Origin of the sequence: Streptomyces sp. NPDC037389 (assembly GCF_040636475.1) — a bacterium.
Classification (GTDB): domain Bacteria; phylum Actinomycetota; class Actinomycetes; order Streptomycetales; family Streptomycetaceae; genus Streptomyces; species Streptomyces hesseae.
In genome coordinates this window covers 470,717-484,880 of sequence record NZ_JBEZUS010000003.1, presented here as the reverse complement: position 1 = coordinate 484,880, position 14,164 = coordinate 470,717, and the positions used below count along the sequence as shown (strand labels likewise).

Genomic DNA, 14,164 nt, shown 5'->3' with positions numbered 1-14,164 from the left:
GGCCTCCTCCGTACGGGCGTACTGCGTGGCGGGGCGTGCGGCATGGTGCGGCATGGCAAGCGTCGTGCGGCACACCTCGGATACTCGCGACGCAATATATCGCGTCTTCCATCTAACACGATATATCGTGGCCCCGGGAAGTCAAGGGGCTTCGGAGTGGCATAGCGTTGACGCATGTCCGCTACTGATCACAGTCCGGCGGCGGGGGTCCTGCTGCTCTGCCGGGCCGAGCCCGACCGCGTCCGTCCGTCCGCCCAGCTCCTGCGCGAGCCGCTGTTCCTCGCCCCGGCGGGGGAGGAGTGGACCGTGCTGGTCCCGGGGGAGGAGGCCTGGCGCGCGGAGGACGCGACCCCGGCCGCCCTGACGGCCGATTGGGCGCACGCCCTGACCGTCGCCGAACCCTGGACGACCGTGGGCCTGTGGTGGGACGCGGAAGGAGCCGGCTTCGTCGTCGCGGCGGGCTTCCGCCGCACGGCCGGCTACACCTGGCTGGCGGACGGCTCCCCGCTCGGGGAGGAGAGCGCCATGACGGCGCTGCGGGCCCGGCTGGGCCTGGACCCGGTGCTGGACGCGGAGGCGTTCGACCGGCTCACCCTGCCGGACTCCGACGCCGACGCGGCCGCGCGGGTGCTCGGGCTCGTCGCCGTCCTGGCCCGGGCCGGACTGCACCTGCCGCCCGGCCTGGCCCCGGGTACCGCCGCCGCCGAACTGCGCGCGGCGGCGGACGCGGCCCCGGAGGCGGAGACCGTCGAGTGGCCGGGCTGGCGCACGGTGGTGCGCGACGGCCTCGACGCGTCGGAGCGGGGGCCGCTGGGCCGGTGGACGCGGGGGCCTCGGGCGCGGACGCTCGGCGCGGTGGAGATCGCGGCGGGGGTGTCGCTCTGGGCGCTCGGGCGGCGGGGCGACGGCCGCCGCAGCCTGCGGGTCGCCGGGGCGGCACTCGTGGTGGACGGGGCGCTCACGTTGGCGTACGACGTCTGGCGGTCGCGCGAGCGTTGAAAAATGCCGGACGGGCTGACGACGTCAGCCCGTCCGGCATTTCGGCGTACTACTCGTCGTCGTCCTCGTCGTCCAGCCGCGCCAGCCACGTCGCCAGGCGCTCGACCGGGACCTCGAAGTCGGGGTTGAGGTCGACGAACGTACGGAGCTGCTCGGCGACCCAGCCGAGGGAGACCTCCTCCTCGCCCCGCCGGTTCTCCAGCTCCTCGATGCCGCGGTCGGTGAAGTACAACGTGATCTCCGTCAGGGGATGAGCCAATCGGTCCCGCCCAGGATAGGCCGCGCGGGCCACCCGCCTTTGGCCACGGCCTCTCGCGTCCGTCCCGCCCGGGGGCTAGCCTGCTGTGCCTGCCGCATCACGCGCGGTCGACGGGGGTGGACGGGCGTATGGCCGACGGGATCACTCAGGTCCGGCTCGACGACGGCACGGTCGTCTGGGCGCGGGTCACCGAAGCGCAGGAACTGGACGGGCCCAAGAACGCCGGGTCCGGAGGGCACGGGGGCGCCCCGTACGAGGACGCCCCCTACGCGGACTCCTCGTACGCGGACTCCGGCGCGGCCCGGCGCGTCGCCGACATGGCGGGCGGGCTCGCCGACACCGTCCGGGGGGTCGCGGACTCCGTGCGGATGGGCCTCGCGGCGGCGCGGCCCGACGAGGTGTCCGTGGAGTTCGGCATCGAGCTGTCCGCCAAGGCGGGCCAGGTCATCAGCCTGATAGCCGACGGCGAGTCCAAGGCGTCGATCACGGTGACGCTGAAGTGGGACGGCCGCCGGGAGGACCGGGCGGCCGCCGGGCCGGGGCCCACGACCCCCGGCGCCCCTTGAGCGCCCTGGAGGGCACCGCGCGCCGTGCCGTCGTACGCATCTCCGCGCCCGGCGGCGGGTATGACGCGAGCGGCGCCCGGTTCTGGGGAAGCGGTTTCTTCATCGCCCCCGGCTGGGTCCTGACGTGCGCCCATGTCGTGGGGAACGGGGGTGGCGACGTGCTGCGCGGAGCCACGGCCGTCGACGTCACCGACTGGCACGGGCGGACGGCCCCCGGCCGGGTGGCCTTCGCCCTGCCGATGCCGGCCGACCCCGACGTGCCCCCCAGGCCCTGGCGGCTGCCGGACCTCGCGCTGCTGGAGGTCGAGGGCGCGGAGGGCGCCGAGTGCCTCTGGCTGAGCGACCGTTCGGCGGTCGTGCCCGCCCCGATCAGCCTCCACGGCTGGTCGTTCGACATGGGCGAGCTCGGTCTGCGTTTCGGCGTGGGCACCGCCACCGGCGGGGACGGCGCCGACGGCACGGCCATGCTGCTGCGCGGGGAGATACCCGTCGCCGGCTGCTCCGGCGGGCCCGTGGTCGACACCGCGCGCGGCGCGGTCATAGGCGTGTGCAAGGGGCGCGGCAAGGACACCGCCGGGCTGGCCGTGCCCATCACCGCGCTGCGCCGGCTCGCCGACGACCTCCCCGGCCGCGACCGGCTGCACGCCGTCATCCGCGCCCACGACCGCCACCACTACGCCCGTTACCGCGCCGTGGGCACCGGCGCCGGCTGGACCGGCATGCAGCAGGCGCTGCGGCCGGGCCCCGCGGACGGCTTCACGCCCGTCCTGCGCACCCACCTGTTCGCCCGGCTCGCGGAGCTGTCGCCGCCCGCCACCCCCGGCGAGGTCATGGCGCTGGTGGAGACCGTCAAGCGCCGCGTGATCCAGGAGCCGTACCAGCCGGGCGTCGAGCACGACCCGCGCAGCTGGCGGGAGGGCGTGGGCCTGCTCTACGACCTGCGCGACGGCGGGCAGGGAGGGCAGGGCGGTCACGGCGGCATGGAAGCCGGCCCGGACCGCGATCTGGAGCTGGAGGCGGTGCTGCTGTACGCGGCGCGGGTCGCGGCCGCCGTCAGCCGGTTCGGGGCCCTGGACGACACCGAGCCGCTGCGCGAGCTGTCCACCTGGATCGCGGCCCAGGCCGAGCCGCTGCCGGACGTCATCAGGGTGGAGATCCACCGGATCCTCCACGGGGGATCGGACGACCCCGACGGCCCGCGCGCTCCCTCGCCGCCCGGCACGGTCGAGCTGCGCAAGCCCGAGCGCCGGGACGTGGAGCCGGGCGTCGCGGCCCCCTCCGGGGCCCGGGCCGACGTGCTCGTCCAGGTCGACTCGCTCGTCTACGGCGACCGCTACCCGTGGCGCGTGAAGCTGCTGCTGGATGGCGGCGTGGTCAACCCGCTCGTCGGCGACGAGACCGGCGTCCCCCGCGCGCGCCTGCGCGAGACGCTCCGCGAGCCCATCGCGCGGGCGCTGCGGCAGGGCGACGCCGGTGGCCATCTGGCGGAGCTGCACGTGATGCTGCCGCGTGAGCTGTTCGACGAACCGGTGGACTCCTGGCAGCTGTCGCCGCCCGGCGCCGACGGAGGCGGCATCGACCCGCACACGCTGCCGCTGGGACAGCGCCGTGTGGTGGTCGTCCGGGACCGCCGCCGTCGCGACCAGCCCCCGACCCCGGAGTGGCAGCAGCGCTGGGACGGCACCTTCCGGGGCCCGTTGACGGCCGTGCCGCTGCGCCGGGAGGCGCCCCTCAAGGGCCACGGCGGGCCCGGCCGGGAGGGCGGGCACGCGGCGTACGGCAGGCTGTCGTTCGCGGAGGACTCCGCCGTGCCGGTCTACTGCGGCGAGGCGGCCGTCGGCGCGGGCGCCACGGCCATGGAGGCGGCGCTGGCCGCCGGGCACGCGGTCGTGATCTGGCGACGATGCGCCACGGGGCACACGGATTGCGCCGAATTCCACCGGCGCGTCTCCCTGCTGGTGGGCGAGGCCGGTACCGCCGGGGGACTGCCCCAGCTGATACGCAGCCTCCGGATCGCCTGCGCCGACCCGGAGGCCCCCGACCCGGAGGCGGAATGGGCGCGCTCGATAACCCTGCTCTACGACTCGCCGCACCATCCGCCGTCGCCCGGCGAGCCGCTGTGCGCCCCGCTGCCCAGACCTGGAGGCGCGGCGTGAGAGCACGTCAATTACGCGTACAGGGAAGGGTGAAGAGGGGTCGGCAGGGCGGTCCCCGGACGGTACCGTCGGGCGGGGGCGGGCTGTGTCGGGGCCCCGGACGGCGCCGTCGGCCTCACGGTCACCCACCAGCTACGAGGAGCCCAGTGTGAACGATTGGCGGATCTACCGGGGAGCCGGGCTGCCGCACGACGGAATCCGGCGGCTGCCGCCGCCCCCGCCCTGGCGGGACTTCGCCTCCTCGGGCCCCGACACCGGCGCCGAGGCGGACCCGAGCGCCGCCCGCCGCCTCGGCGTGCTGCGCCGCCTGGTGGAGAACCACCACCCGCGCCCCGAAGAGGTCGAGGCGGTCAACGCCGCCCTCTATCTGCGCCGCCCGCTCCTCGTCACCGGCAACCCCGGAACTGGCAAGTCCACGCTCGCCCACGCCGTCGCCCACGAGCTGGGCCTCGGCCGGGTGCTGCGCTGGCCCATCGTCAGCCGCTCCACCCTGCGCGACGGCCTTTACCACTACGACGCCATCGCCCGCCTCCAGGACGTCCAGCTGGAGCGGGCCGGCGGCGAGGCCACCGGCGCCGGGCGCCGCTCCATCGGCTCGTACGTCCGGCTGGGCCCGCTCGGCACGGCCCTGCTGCCGGCCGCCCAGCCCCGGGTGCTGCTCGTCGACGAGCTGGACAAGGGCGACCTCGACCTGCCCAACGACCTGCTCAACGCCCTGGAGGAAGGGGAGTTCAGACTTCCGGAGCTGGAGCGGATCGCCGACCTCGAACCCGAGGTCGAGGTGCTCACCGACGACGGCGGCCGGGCCGTGATCCAGGGCGGCCGGGTGCGCTGCACCACCTTCCCGCTGATCGTCCTCACCTCCAACGGCGAACGCGACTTCCCGGCCGCCCTGTTGCGCCGCTGCGTCCAGCTGGAGCTGGAGGCGCCGGGCGAGGAGCAGCTGACCGCGATGGTCCGGGCCCACCTCGGCGACGACGCCGTGACCGACGGCGACGAGCTCATCCAGCGCTTCCTGGACCGGGAGCCCGGCGAGGTCATCGCCGCCGACCAGTTGCTCAACGCCCTCTTCCTCACCCAGCACGCCCCGCGCACCGAGCGCGTCACCCGCGACCGGCTCGCGGACATGCTCATGCAGCCCCTCGACCGCCCGAGGTGATGAGAGATGACGGCGCCCCCCGACCGGCGGTTGGGGCAACTGGTCGGCAGGCTGCGGGCCGCGGACTGGGACCTCACGGCGGAAGAGATCGCCGACGCTCTGTGGCTGGCCCAGTGGGTCGGCCCGGGCACCGTCGGCGAACCGCCGGACGGACCGGCCGCCACCGGTCGGCCGGGCACGACGGGTGAGGCCTCGACCGCCCGCGCCGGGGCCCCCGGCAGCCGTACGGACCGCCCCGGCGGCGCCGTCCGGTCGCCCGGGCCCGGCGACTCCCCGCCGCGGGCGCGGCGCCGGGAACGGGTGTCCCTGTACGCGCGCGGCGAGGGCCACCCGGGCGCCGTGGACACCTTCCCCATACGCGTCCCCATGGCCTCGTCCCTGCCCGGGCTCCTGGGCCTCCAGCGCGCGCTGCGGCCCCTGCGCGGCTACCGCACGCTCGCCGCGCCCCTCCCGGGCCCCCTCGACGAGGACGCCACCGCCGACTCCGCCGCCCGCACCGGGCTGCTGGAGCCCGTCCACCGGCCCGGCGAGCGCCGCCCGGCGGCCGTGCAGCTGGTGATGGACACCTCCCCGTCCATGGTGGTGTGGGAGCGGATGCTGGAGGAACTGCGGCAGACCTGCGCCCAGCTCGGGGTCTTCCGCGACGTCCAGGTGCGCTATCTGCACCGGGCCCCCGACGGCACGCCCCTCGTCGGCACCATGGCGGGGCGCGGCACTGGTACGGGCGGCTCCGGTACAGACGGCTCCGGTACAGGCAGTTCCGGTACGAGTGGCTCCGGTACGGGCGGTTCCGGGGGCGCCCGGTATCTTCGCCCGCGCCCCGCCGACCAGTTCCGCGACCCCACCGGGCGCCGGCTCACCCTTGTCGTCAGCGACTGCGTGGGCCCCCTGTGGCAGGAGGGGCGCGCCCAGAGCATGCTCCACCACTGGGCGCGCACCGCCCCGCTGGCCGTGGTCCAGCCCCTGCCGCCCCGCCTGTGGCCCCGCACCGCGCTGCCCGCCGAACCCGGGCGGCTCCGCCGCGACCCCGCCACCGGCGGCAGGACCAGCTTCACCCCCGACGGCTACGGGCCCGGCCCCGGCCCCGGCGCCCTGCCCGTACCGGTCCTGCTGCCGACCGCCGAGGCGCTCGGCGTCTGGGCCCGGCTGCTGTCCGGCCCCGGCCGCACGACGGTGCGCGGCGCCGCCGGATGGCTGCTGCCCGGCCATCCGCCCCGCCCCGCGCCGGCCCCCGGCGCCCCCGGCACCCGGAGCGCCGACGAACTCCTGCGCGCCTTCCGGGCCGGCGCCTCGCCGGGCGCCCTCCGGCTCGCCGTCCACCTGGCGGCCGTCCCGCTCACCCTCCCCGTGATGCAGCTGGTCCAGCGCGCGATGCTGCCCGACACCGGGCCCATGGAGCTCGCCGAGGTGCTGCTGAGCGGGCTGCTGTGGCGGCTGCCCGACATGGACCCGGACACCGGCACCGGCCCCTGGTACGAATTCGCCGACGGCGTCCGCGAGATGCTGCTGCACTCCCTCGACCGGGGCGCGGCGGCCCTGGTCCTCAAGCACTGCTCGGACTACGTCGAGCGCCACTTCGGCAAGGGCGCCCGCAACTTCTCCGCCCGCGCGGCCGCCCAGCTCACCGGCGAGGAGCTCATCGCCCCCGTGCCCCCGGGCCCGCCCGAGGAGCGCCGGGACGCCGCCGAACCGGAGCTCTTCGCCGAGGTCCCCGCCCGGGTGGTCCGCTGGTACCGGCCCGTGCCCGTCGAGAGCGGCCCCGTCGCCGAGGCGGAACGGCTGCTGCGCCTCTGGCAGGTCCAGGGCGACCCCTCGCTGCTCCACCAGGCCCGCGCCCTGGCCGGTCCCGCCGCGACCGCCCCGCTCCCCGGCGCGGCACCCGCCGAGGGGCTGCGCGCCCGGCTCGTCCTCGGCGGAGTGCTCCAGTCCCTCGTCGGCACGGAGTCCGTACGGAACGACGCCACGTCCCGTCGCGCCCTCCTGGAGGAGGCCGCGAACCACCTCCAGGACGCCTTCACCCACGCCCCGCCCGACGGCGACACCCGCGCCACCGCCGCGCTCCACCTGGCCGACGTCTCCTACGCGCTGTGGCAGGACGACGGCGACCGCGACCACCTCGTCGCCGCCGCCCGCGTCCTGCGGGCGCTGCCCCCCGGCACCTCCGCCCGCCACCTCCGTCTGGGCCGGACCCTGCTGGCGCTGACCGGGACCGGCGGAGCGCCCGGCCCGTACGCCGAGGAGGCCGCCGCCGAACTCCGCACCGCCTGCCGTCTGATGGAACGGGGACAACGGGAAGAAGCAGTACCCGACGTCCAGCGCTGCGCAGCGCTCCTCGACCTCGCCGCCGCGCTCCGGGCTGCCGGCGCCCCCGGCGCCGGACTCCTCACCGTCCTGGACGCCGCCGCTGCGGCCGCCACCGACGACGCCCAACGGCTGCGCTGCCGCACCGAACAGGCCCGCGCCCACGCGGCGGCGGACCAGTGGCCCGAGGCCGACGACGCCTACGCGGCGGCTGTCGGCCTCACCGCCCGCGACAGCCTCCGGCGCTGCGAACTCCTCGTGGAATGGGGCGAGTCGCTGCTCGGCCGGGCACCGGCCGCCGGGACTCCGGTCGGCGACGCCGGGGACGCCGCCGATCCCGTCACCCGCGCCGAGTCCGTGCTGCGCGAGGCGTACGCCGTCAGCCCCGGCCGGTCGCCGCTGCGGACCCGCACCCAGCTGGCGCTCGGCCGCGCGCTGGTGCTGCGCTTCGGCCGCCAGGGGTTCCTGCCCGACCTCTACGAAAGCTGCCACCTGCTCGAACAGGCCGCGCGCCGGGCGCCGGACGGCGCCACCCGTGCCGAGGCGTGGCTGGAACTGGGCACCGCACGGCTGCTGCTCAGCGACCGGCAGGGTGCTCTGCCGGTGGCCGACGCCGCCGCGGCCTTCGATACCGCCGCCAAGGAGGCCCGGCGGCTGCCCGCCCCCGACGGCCCGGGCTCGGTGACCGCCGCCCGCGCCCTTCACCGCTACGGCGACGCCCTGGAGCGCATGGGGCTGCGCCGCGCGGCCCTGGCCGCCTACCGCGACGGGCAGCGCGAATGGCGCGACCTCACGGGCCGGCTGGCCGAGGTGCCCTGGGCCGAGGTCCAGGCGACCCGGGAGGCGGTGGCGCGGCTCGTCAACTGACCGTCCGGCACCGGCGCGCCCCACCGGACCGGCCACCGAACGGGTTTCCGAACCGGGGGCGTTGGGAAGAACCGTGCAGCCGCGCGGGCCCGTTTCCGGCGGACGGCGGCAGGGAGGAGAAGAGCGTGAACCAGTTGGAGAACGCCCTGGTGACCGGTCGCGCGGACGGCGTGCCCGGCCCGTCGCCCCTGCCCGACCTCGCCCGCACCGGCCTGCGCGCCCTACGAGCCTCCCGGGACCCCGCCCTGGCGGCCGCCGTGGAGGGCGTGCTGCGCTGCGCCGGGCGGCTCGCGGAGGCATGGCACTCGGGCGGCGAGGGCAGCGAGGGCGGGGTCACCGGGGCGCGCCCCGGCCGGTGACCGGACCCCGGCCGGCGGACGGCACCCAGGGCGGCCGCCCGCGAGATCCCGGCCGCCCGGAAGGACCCGGCCGCGTCACCCCCGCGACCCTGGCCCGGCTCGCCCGGACCCGGGCCGCCCCCGGAGACGCCGCCCTCCTCCTCGACGGCCTGCACAGCGGACGGCTCCTGCTGCTGAAGTCCCTGCTGACCCGGCTGGAACGGCTCCCCGCCGTCCCCGGCCCCGCCCGCGCGCGCTTCGAGGAGCACTGGCAGCTGCTCGAACACGCCGAGGCGCACCACCCCGGCCGGGTCGCCGGGACCCTCGACTACCCATCCGTCGGCACCTGGCTCGCCCACACCCTCGCCGCCCCCGACGGGGAGACGCTCGCCCTGCGCCTCGGCCACTTCGGTGCCGTCGCCGCCACCGCGGCCCTGCGCGCCGGCGCCGACTTCGCCCTGGACCTCCCCGCCCCCGGCGGACGGCTCGCGCTCCCCGGCATCGGCCTGCTGCGCACCACGGACTCCCCGGTACGGCTGACCGCCCACGGCCCCGCCGCCCGGCTGGCCCCGCCCGGTGGGCACGGCGGCGCCCTGCTGCTGCGCGCGGCCGGGCGCGTCACCGGCCACGGTCCCGGCTGGCAGGGGCTGCTCCGGCTCGCGGGCGGCCCGGTCCGCCTGGACGACCTGGACCCGTACCGCGCCCCGCCCGGCGGCGCGGGCCGCTACGCGCTCCCCGCCGCGCCCCGGACCGCCGGCGGGCCCTGGGCCCGGCACTGGCGCGCCGCCCTGGCCCTGCTGCGCGCGGCCGACCCGGAGCGCGCCACGGAGGTGACGGCCCTGCTGCGCTGCCTGGTGCCGCTCGCCCCCGCCGGCCGGCCCGGGACCAAGGCCAGCGCGACCTACCGGGTGGCACCCGGCGCCGTCCTCACCACCCCGCGGAACTCCCCGTGGGAGCTCGCCGAGGTCCTCGTCCACGAGACCCAGCACGGCAAACTCGCCGTGCTCCACGACCTCGTCCCCCTCCACGCCCCGCCGCCGCACGGCCGGCCCGCCCTCCACCGGGTGGCCTGGCGCCCCGACCCCCGGCCCGTCGGCGGCGTCCTCCAGGGCGCCTACGCCCACCTCGCCCTCGCCGACCTCCGGGCCCGGGCGGCACTGCTCCCGGGCCTCGCGCCCACGGCCCGCCGCGAGGCCCGCACCCGCCGTGATTCCTGCCTCCGACAGGTCGCGCGAGCCGTGGACATCCTGCTTGAATCGGCTGAACTGACTCCCGAGGGCCGGGAGTTCGTGATCGCCATGGAACGGCACCTCGCGGGGCTGACGCGGCCCGGCGGACCCGACGTGACGATCGGCACAGCGTCACCTGTCGGTGACGTACGGTAATCTCGTGTCCAGGGTCGGCCCCGGCCGACGCGGCGCGGAACAGTGAGGGAGACGTGCGGATGGCCACGCAGCGGCAAGCGGCCGGCACCGGCGCGCAAGGGCGGGACAGCGAGCATTTCGTCGTCGTCTTCGCCGGGTTCCACCGGCCCTGGGCCACCTGGATCGCCCACCGGCTGGAGTCCCACGGACACCGGGTGACCCTCCACCGCTGGGACCCGCGCCGTGAGGTGCCCCTGGAGAGCTCCATCGACGACCTGCTGCTCGCCTCCGGCCGGATACTGCTGGTGCTCAGCGACTGGTTCTTCCAGCTCGGCCCGCGCCGCGAGGGCGAGTGGAGCGCCGCTCTGCGCGGCATCGTCGCCGCCCACGCCGAGCGCTTCGCCGCCGTCAACCTCACCAACCGCGCGCTGCTCCCGGCCACCGCCGTCCTGGAGCCCGTCGACCTGTGGAGCGTCGGCGCCCAGGAGGCCGAGCGCCGGCTCCTGACCCGGCTCGGCCTGCCCACCGGCGGCCCCCGCCGCCCCCTGCCCGCCGGCCCCGGCTCCCGCTACCCCAACGACCCCCCGGCCGTCTGGGGCGAGGTCCCCCGGCGCAACGTCCGCTTCACCGGCCGCGACGACCTCCTCAACGGCCTCCAGCAGCACCTGATGGACGCCGAGCAGGGCACCGCCGTCGTCACCCTCCTCGGCATGTCCGGCATCGGCAAGACCCAGATGGCCGCCGAGTACGCCCACCGCTTCAGTTCCGACTACGACGTCATCTGGTGGATCAACTCCGATACGCGCGGCACCCTGCGCGAACGCCTCGGCGAACTCGCCCCCGAACTCGGCCTGATCAGCGGCTCCGAGCCCGGCGAGCGCATCCGCGCCCTCCACGAGGCGCTGCGCCGCGGCGACCCCTACGGCCGCTGGCTGCTGGTCTTCGACGGCTGGGACGACATCGAGAGCGCCGAGGACCTGCTGCCCGAGGGCCCCGGCCACGTCCTGATCACCTCCCGCAACCGCAGCTGGAGCGACAGCCGGACGACCCTGGTCGAGATCCCCGGCTTCGACCGCCACGAGAGCACCGGCTATCTGATGCGCCGCGCCCCCCGGCTCACCGCCGCGGAGGCCGACGAGATCGCCGCCGAACTCGCCGACATCCCCCTCGCGCTCGTCCAGGCCGCCGCCTGGCTCGGCGAGTCCGACATGGAGGTCGCCGACTACCTCCGCATGGTCCGCGACGGCGAGCTCTCCGAACTGGCCGACCAGGGCGGCTTCGACGGCGTCCCCCGCTCCTCCCTCACCTCCTGGTCGATACTGATCAACCGCCTCCGTGAGGACCAGCCCCACGCCGTGGAGCTGCTCTCCCTGTGCGCCGCCTTCGCCCCCGGTCGCATCCCCATCGGCCTCGTCCGCCACCTGCCCGCCGCCGAGCTCCCCGAGGGCCTCGGCTGGCTCGCCACCGACCTCGCCGCCTGGACCCGCGCCCTCGACACCCTCGTCAACTACTCGGTCGTCACCCGCGACACCCGCTCCGCCCTCGCCGGCGAGGAACCGGGCCCCGAGCAGGAATCCGTGCACATGCACCGGATCGTCCACGACATCGTGGGCCGCCTCACCTCACCCGCGGACCGCGAGACCCACCGCCGTGTCGTCCGCTCCATGCTCGCCGCGGCCGACCCCGGCAACCCCCAGGACTCCCGGCTCTGGCCCCGCTACGCCGAGCTCCTGCCCCACCTCGAACCCTCCGGCGCCCTCACCGGCCGGGACGCCCGCGTCCAGGAGACCGTCCTCAACCTGCTGCGCTACTGCTTCCGCAGCGGAGAGTTCCGCACCGGCACGGCCCTCGCCGAACAGGTCCGCGAGCACTGGTCGGAGTTCCACCCCCCGGAGCACCCCAGGATGGTCGAGCTCACCACCCAGCAGGGCAACATCCTCCGCGCCTACGGCCACTTCCGCCCCGCCTACGAACTCGACCGCACCCTGCTGGAACGCCTCCGCGCCGCCCCCGGCCACGGGGGCACCCGGCTGATGACCGCCACCAGCTGTCTCGCCGCCGACCAGCGCTACCTCGGCCAGTACGACGAAGCCCTCCAGGCCCAGCGCGAGGTGCTGGAGACCGCCCTCGGACTCCTCGGCCCCGACGACTACCTGACCCTCCTCGCCCAGCACAACCTCGGCGTGGGGCTCCGCCTCCTCGGCCGCTACACCGAGGCGTACGAGATCGACCTGGAGACCCTCCGCAAACGCGAGACCCTGCTGCGCGCCCGGCACGCCTCGACCCTCGTCTCCGCCATGGCCTGCGCCCGCGACCTGCGGCTGATGGGCCGCTACCGGGACGCGCTGGCCCGCCAGGAGCTCGGCATGCGCCTCCACGTCCAGGTCCTCGGCCCCCAGCACCCCCAGACCCTGCGCGCCCGGCACAACCTGCTGCTGTGCGAGCGGCGCGCCGGCGGCCTGGCGGACATGGGCGGCGCCCTGGCCAGCCTCCTCGAACAGACCGAGCAGGTCCACGGCCGCCGCCACTACGCCACCGCCGGCCTCATCGTCGACCACGGCAACTACGCCCGCGAACACGGCGACCTGGCGCAGGCCAAGGACCTCATCGCCGAGGGCGAGGCCGGCTTCCGTGAACTGCTGGGCCCCGCCCACCCCATCAGCACCGGCATGCTCTCCAACACGGGCCTGATCCTCCAGGCCGCCGGGGAGCGCTCCGAGGCCCTCACCATGTTCGAAGCCGCGCTCGCCGGGCTCACCGCCACCCTCGGCCCGGACCACCCCTGGGTCCTGGGCTGCGCCCTCAACGCCGCGGGCGGCCGCAATTTCACCGGGCGGATCGAGAGCGCCCTGGAGCTCAGCCGCGACACCCTGCGGCGGGCCCGGCACGCGCTGGGGGAGGTCCACCCCTTCACCCTCTCCTGCGAAGTGGCCCTCGCCATGGACCTACGGGGGCTCCGGGAGCACGAGGAGGCGGGCAAGATCGAGGAGGACGCCCTCCAGCGGCTCACCCGCTCCCTGGGCGCCCAGCACCCCCACACCCTCGCCGCCCGCCAACGCATCCGCCCTTACTGGGACTTCGAGCCGTATCTGGGCTGATCCGTCACCGGGCCGGTCATCCCGGCCGATCCGTCAGTCCACCCAGCGGGGCACCTCCACGATCTCCACCACCGCCGCCGACCAGGTGAACCCGGCCCCCACCCCCACCAGCAGCACGAGCTCACCGGGCGCCACCTCCTTCGTCTCCACCAGCCGCGCCAGCCCCGCGAACTGGTCGCCCGCCCCCAGATGCCCCACGCCCCGGCTCCAGCCCCACGTCGTTCGTTGGGGATCCATCTCGAACGGAAGGAAGTACGCCGCCTCCAGCCGCCGCCTGCCCAGGTGCGGAAGGACGAACCGGTCCACCTCCCCGAGACCGGTCCCCGCCGCCTCCACCGCCCCCGTCAGCGCCCGGCGCTGCCCGCCCGCCACCCAGGCCACCGCCGCCGGCCGGCCCACCCGCCGCAGGAACTGCCGCTTGCACGCGTCGAGATCGACCGTCCCCGCCCGCCCGAAGGGCCGGTCGCCCCGGTGCATGCCCTCCAGCCGGGGCTCCGAGCACGTCACCAGCGACCGCAGCCGCGCGAAACCACCGGCGCGGGAGAGCACGAGCGCGGCCCCGCCGTCCGCGTAGACCGTGCCCGGATCGCTGTGCCAGCGGTCGAAGCCGGGCGGACGATAGGCGTCACCGGCCGTCAGCAGCGCCGCCGGCCGGTCCGTGCCCGCCCGTAGATACGCGGCCGCCAGCTCCAGCGCGGCCATCCCGCCGTTGGAGACCTGCCGCACCTCCAGCGCCGGACAGGCGGGCCGGGCGCCCGGCAGCGCCAGCGACTGGACGTAGGAGGCCGCCCCCCACAGCTCGTGTCCCTGGTCGTAGAGCGCGGCGTGCAGCAGCAGCCCGACGTCCGCCGCCCCGTGCCCGGCGCGCCGTAGTGCCGTCCGGGCGGCACGGGCGGCCATCCCGGGCCCCGAGTCCTCCGCCCCCGCGACGGTCACGGACACGGCGCCCGTACGCCGGGCGACCGCCTCCGGTACGGGGACCGCCGGCGGCAGCCATGCCGCGCAGCCCGCGATGTACAGATGCTCGAAGGTCATGGCTGTCATGGCCCACTGTGGC

Annotated in this window: 10 protein-coding genes; 8 read left to right on the top strand and 2 right to left on the bottom strand. The window is 76.4% G+C overall.

Going from position 1 to position 14,164, the window contains the following annotated elements:
* Positions 1-174 precede the first annotated feature (174 nt).
* Positions 175-999, top strand: a complete 825-nt coding sequence (locus AB0E98_RS08930) for a hypothetical protein (protein ID WP_361700188.1) — start codon at positions 175-177, stop codon at positions 997-999.
* Between the two features lie 49 nt (positions 1,000-1,048).
* Here the strand turns inward: AB0E98_RS08930 and AB0E98_RS08925 are convergent, their stop codons facing one another.
* The gene (locus AB0E98_RS08925) at positions 1,049-1,231 is read right to left on the bottom strand and encodes a DUF6104 family protein (RefSeq protein WP_215085132.1); all 183 of its coding nucleotides are present in this window, start codon (positions 1,229-1,231) and stop codon (positions 1,049-1,051) included.
* A gap of 155 nt (positions 1,232-1,386) precedes the next feature.
* Here AB0E98_RS08925 and AB0E98_RS08920 point away from each other — a divergent pair, with 155 nt between their 5' ends.
* The 7 genes from AB0E98_RS08920 to fxsT all read left to right on the top strand — a co-directional run bounded on the left by AB0E98_RS08920 (position 1,387) and on the right by fxsT (position 13,107).
* Complete coding sequence (locus AB0E98_RS08920) at positions 1,387-1,824, top strand: CU044_2847 family protein (RefSeq protein ID WP_361700185.1); 438 nt, start codon at positions 1,387-1,389, stop codon at positions 1,822-1,824.
* The gene (locus tag AB0E98_RS08915) at positions 1,821-3,980 is read left to right on the top strand and encodes a trypsin-like peptidase domain-containing protein (RefSeq protein ID WP_361700182.1); all 2,160 of its coding nucleotides are present in this window, start codon (positions 1,821-1,823) and stop codon (positions 3,978-3,980) included. Before AB0E98_RS08920 ends, AB0E98_RS08915 begins: the two co-directional genes overlap by 4 nt.
* 148 nt (positions 3,981-4,128) lie before the next feature.
* The gene (locus AB0E98_RS08910) at positions 4,129-5,139 is read left to right on the top strand and encodes a MoxR family ATPase (RefSeq protein WP_361700179.1); all 1,011 of its coding nucleotides are present in this window, start codon (positions 4,129-4,131) and stop codon (positions 5,137-5,139) included.
* A 6-nt stretch (positions 5,140-5,145) separates the two neighbouring features.
* Entirely contained in the window at positions 5,146-8,307 is a 3,162-nt protein-coding gene (locus AB0E98_RS08905) for an SAV_2336 N-terminal domain-related protein (RefSeq protein ID WP_361700176.1), read from the top strand.
* A 125-nt stretch (positions 8,308-8,432) separates the two neighbouring features.
* Entirely contained in the window at positions 8,433-8,666 is a 234-nt protein-coding gene (locus AB0E98_RS08900) for a hypothetical protein (protein ID WP_361700173.1), read from the top strand.
* On the top strand, positions 8,663-10,030 hold the full coding sequence (locus AB0E98_RS08895) for an HEXXH motif-containing putative peptide modification protein (RefSeq protein WP_361700170.1): 1,368 nt from the start codon (positions 8,663-8,665) through the stop codon (positions 10,028-10,030). Before AB0E98_RS08900 ends, AB0E98_RS08895 begins: the two co-directional genes overlap by 4 nt.
* A 59-nt stretch (positions 10,031-10,089) precedes the next feature.
* Positions 10,090-13,107 (top strand): FxSxx-COOH system tetratricopeptide repeat protein, encoded by a 3,018-nt coding sequence (fxsT, locus tag AB0E98_RS08890; protein ID WP_361700167.1) that lies wholly within the window; start codon positions 10,090-10,092, stop codon positions 13,105-13,107.
* Positions 13,108-13,140: 33 nt separating this feature from the next.
* On the opposite strand, the gene AB0E98_RS08885 is transcribed toward fxsT, so the two are convergent.
* Complete coding sequence (locus AB0E98_RS08885; RefSeq protein ID WP_361700538.1) at positions 13,141-14,142, bottom strand: ketoacyl-ACP synthase III family protein; 1,002 nt, start codon at positions 14,140-14,142, stop codon at positions 13,141-13,143.
* Positions 14,143-14,164 lie beyond the last annotated feature (22 nt).

What these genes read in the sequence shown, in the direction of transcription:
- AB0E98_RS08905 (WP_361700176.1), top strand. Translation starts at nt 5,146, where the DNA reads ATGACGGCGCCCCCCGACCGGCGGTTGGGGCAACTGGTCGGCAGGCTG.
- AB0E98_RS08885 (WP_361700538.1), bottom strand. Translation starts at nt 14,142, where the DNA reads ATGACCTTCGAGCATCTGTACATCGCGGGCTGCGCGGCATGGCTGCCG.
- fxsT (WP_361700167.1), top strand. Translation starts at nt 10,090, where the DNA reads ATGGCCACGCAGCGGCAAGCGGCCGGCACCGGCGCGCAAGGGCGGGAC.
- AB0E98_RS08920 (WP_361700185.1), top strand. Translation starts at nt 1,387, where the DNA reads ATGGCCGACGGGATCACTCAGGTCCGGCTCGACGACGGCACGGTCGTC.
- AB0E98_RS08930 (WP_361700188.1), top strand. Translation starts at nt 175, where the DNA reads ATGTCCGCTACTGATCACAGTCCGGCGGCGGGGGTCCTGCTGCTCTGC.